This is a genomic window from Xanthomonas maliensis (genome assembly GCF_009192945.1).
Lineage (GTDB): Bacteria > Pseudomonadota > Gammaproteobacteria > Xanthomonadales > Xanthomonadaceae > Xanthomonas > Xanthomonas maliensis.
Genome location: NZ_NSET01000083.1, coordinates 1 through 3,886, shown reverse-complemented (window position 1 = coordinate 3,886; position 3,886 = coordinate 1). Strand labels below are relative to the sequence as shown.

Annotated in this window: 1 protein-coding gene; it reads right to left on the bottom strand. The window is 65.6% G+C overall.

What is annotated here, in order from left to right; all coding sequences use genetic code 11:
- Positions 1-3,886, bottom strand: a 3,886-nt coding sequence (locus tag CKY51_RS20795; protein WP_152249854.1) for a non-ribosomal peptide synthetase, incomplete at both ends; no start/stop codon positions are given.

Here is a 3,886-nt window from a genome sequence, read left to right as displayed (position 1 = left end):
GTCCAGCGCGTCGAGCACCAGGACGCGAGCACGTTGCAAGGCACGGCTGGCCGGCAGTTGCTGCTGCAGCTGGCTGTCGGTGAGCACCACGCGCGCGCGGGCGTCGTCGAGCATGAAGGCCAGCCGCTCGGTGGGATGATCCGGATCGAGCGGGACATAGGCGCCGCCGGCCTTGAGCACGGCGAGCAGGGCGATCAAGCGCTCGGCGCCGCGCGGCAGGTAGAGGGCGACACGGGTCTCCGGGCGCACGCCGACGGCGATCAGGCGATGGGCCAGGCGATTGGCGCGGCGATCCAGTTCGGCGTAACTGAGCTGGAGCTGTGCGTCTGACAATGCCATCGCGTCGGGCGTGCGTCGGCATTGCGCGTCTAACAGTGGATGCAGCAGTGGCGTGCCTGGCCACGGTGCGTGGCTGCGGTTGAAGTGGTGTAGCAGTTGGGTGCGTTGCGGCGCAGGCAGGATCTCTACGGCATAAAGCACGGTATCCGGCGTCTGTTCCAGTGCTTGCGTCAACGCCTGCAAGGTCTGCAACAGCAGCGCCGCCATGTCGTCGGCACCGATCTGCGGCACCGCCTGGATCTCCAGCGCAAAACTGCCATCGTGGACATGGTCGTTGACCGACACGGCCAGCGGGTAATGGGTGCGATCGCGTCCGCCGATGTGCTGTACGTCATGCAGCGGAGCGTATTGCGCCTCGCCGTGGTCCGTCAGCACCGTACTGCCGCCGGCGTAGCGATAATTCAACAAGGCGTTGAGCAGCGGCAAGGCCGGATCCAGACCGCTGCAACGCTGGGCGAGCGCCAGCGGAGCATGCTCGTGATGCAGCAGGCGCGCAAGCGCGTCTTGGGTGTCGTGAAGGGCTTGCCGCACGCTGCCGTCCATGCTGCCCAGGCGAATCGGCAAGGTATTGAGGAACATGCCCAGTACGCGGTCCACGCCGACGCTGGCGTGCATGCGGCCGAACAACAAGGTGGCGAACACAACATCGTCGCGACCGCTGATGCGGCCCAGCAGCAAGGCGTAGGCCAGGTGGAACACGCTGGCTGGCGTGACGCCATGGCGTCGCGCCTGGGTCCGCAAGGCATGCGCCAATGCGCTGGGCAGGGGCCGTTGGACCTGTTGCAGGTTATCCAGATCGCGTGCCGGGGCGAAGATGCCGAACGGTGCAGTCGGCATCTGAAGATCGCCCAGCATGCTGCTGAAGAAAGCCTGATGCGCTTGCTCGGACACTCCGTCGTGGGCGTGAGCGATGAAATCGCGGAACGGTAGCGGCGGCGGCAAGGCCTGCTGGTTTCCGCACAGATGCGCCTGCACTTCTTCGATCAGCAGTTCCAGGGTGGTGTGGTCCATCACCAGGTGATGGTGTTGCAGGCCAAGCAGCCAACGGCCGTGCGCTGCGTCGTCGGCCAGGTGGGCTTGAATCAGCGGGGCCTGTTGCAGGTCCGGTGCAGTCTCGGCGGCATGCATCTGCGCTTGCAGCGCTGCTGCCGGATCATCGGCATCCACAGTGTGCAGATGTCGGGACAAGGTGGCCTTGCGCCATACCACCTGTACGGGGGCGCGCAATCCCTGCCAGACAAAGCCGGTGCGCAGGATGTCGTGGCGGGCGATGACTTGGTCGAGCGCGTCAAGGAAGGCTTCGCGCTGGGCGGCGGTCGGCAACGCGAGCAGCGTGGAATGCAGATACGGGTCGGCGATCGGATCGGCCAGGTGATGGAACAGCAGCCCTTCCTGCAGCGGCGCTAACGGGTAGATGTCCTGCACGTTGGCTGCACCGCCGTCGACACTGTCGATGACAATGTCGATCTCGGTCTGGGTCAGTTCCAGCAGCGGCAACAGATCCGGAGTGATGTGCGTGCAAACGGCCGCGATGCGGTTGGGTGGCACGACGATATCGCCTGCGCTGCGCAAGCGGCGGGCGAGCCCGGCTACAGTGGGTTGTGCGAACAGGCTGCGTACGTCCAGTTGCCAGCCGCGTTGGCGTAGGCGCTCGATCAGCCTGACCGCCAGCAGCGAATGTCCGCCCAGGGCGAAGAAGTTATCGTGACGACCGACGTGTGGCAGGTCGAGCAGTTCGCACCACAGCGCGGCCAGCAGGGCTTCCAGCTCGCCCTCGGGCTCCGCGTAGGCCTGGCTGGTCAGCGCATCGACGTCGGGTCTCGGCAGTGCAGCGCGATCGAGCTTGCCGTTGCGTGTCAATGGCAAGGCGTCCAGCGACACGTAGGCTGCGGGCAGCATGTAGTCTGGCAGGCGCTTGGCGAGCTGGGCGCGTAGCGTTGCCGGGTCGCTGACATCACCGACGAGATAGGCAATCAGCCGTTTGTCTGTGTTGCCATCGGCAACCACCACTGCCTCGCGTACGCCATCGCAAGCGCGCAAGGCGGCTGCGATTTCGCCCGGTTCGATGCGGAAGCCGCGGATCTTGACCTGGGTATCGTTACGGCCGAGGAAGTCGAGCTCACCGTCGGGGCGCCAACGCGCCAGATCGCCGGTGCGGTACATGCGCTGGCCGGCCGTCGTGGCAAATGGATCGGGAACGAAACGTTCGGCGCTCAGGTCGGGGCGGTGCAGATAGCCCTGTGCAAGCTGTGTGCCGGCGAGATGCAGCTCGCCTGTCACGCCGATCGGTGCCAACTGTCCGTACGGGTCGAGCACATAGACGCAATTGCCTGGTAGCGGACGACCAATCGGGAGACGGGCGGTGTCCGTGGCTGCTGTCGCCAGTGTGTGGACGATGCTGAAGGTCGTGGCCTCGGTTGGACCATAGCAATGCAAAAACTGCTGTGGAGAAGCCTGTTCCAGGATCGCAGCGACGGTCTTAGCATCGACGCTGTCACCGCCGGTGAGCAGGCAGCGCAGCGAAGGCAATACATCGCGCAGTGCCTGCCAGTAGCCAGGCAGCAATCCAGCAGTCAGATGCAGGATGCTGACGCCGTTGACGTCCAGGTGTTGGGCTAGCGCGTACGGGTCGAGCAAGGTGTCACCGTCGACCACGACGATGGCGGCACCGTGCAGCAGGGTGGCCCAAACCTCGAAGGTGCTGGCATCGAAGGCGGGATTGGCGAGGAAGGCTACCTTGTCGTGCGCTTGCAATGGTGCATGCGCGCCGTTGAGCGCGAACGCCAGCACGGCGGCATGCGAGACGGCCACGCCCTTGGGCTCGCCGCTGGAACCGGAGGTGTAGCTGACGTAGGCGACACTGGCGGGCATTGCACGCAATGGCAGGTGCAGCGGCGTCGGCTCGTTGTCGAGGGGCGCCAGGTCCAGTTGCAGCCGCGGTATCTCCGGGCTCTCCAGGCGGCAGTCTGCGTCGCACAACAGCGCCTTGGCGCGGCAGTCACGCACCAAGGCCTGCAGGCGCTGCGGCGGATGGGAGGGATCCAGGGCAACATAGGCCGCACCGCACAGCAACACAGCAAGCTCGGCCACGATCAACGCAGCCGAGCGCGGCAACAGCAAGGCCACGCAGTGACCCGGTGTCACACCCATTGCCAGCAGGCGCTGTGCCAGATGCGCGGCCTGCGCGTGCAACTCCGCATAGCTGATGATGAGCGCACCGTCGATCACGGCGGGCGCGTGTGGACGGTGGTGGACCTGCGCGTGAAAAGCGTCGACCAAGGTCGCGAACGGCGGAACGTTTCCAGCCGTGTGCGAACGTTGCAAAAGCTCGGCGCGCTGGCCGGACTCCAGCCACGGAAGCTGCATCACCTGGAGCTGCTCATGCGCGATCATCGCGCGGAGTAGCTGGACGAAGCTGGCGACGAAGCGCTGCACGCTGGTGCGATCAAACAATGCCGTGGCGTAACCGATCGTGCCGACGATGGCGCCGTTGTGCTCCTGCAGCACCAGATCGAGGTCGAACTTGACCGGGGTCGATGGCTGCGGC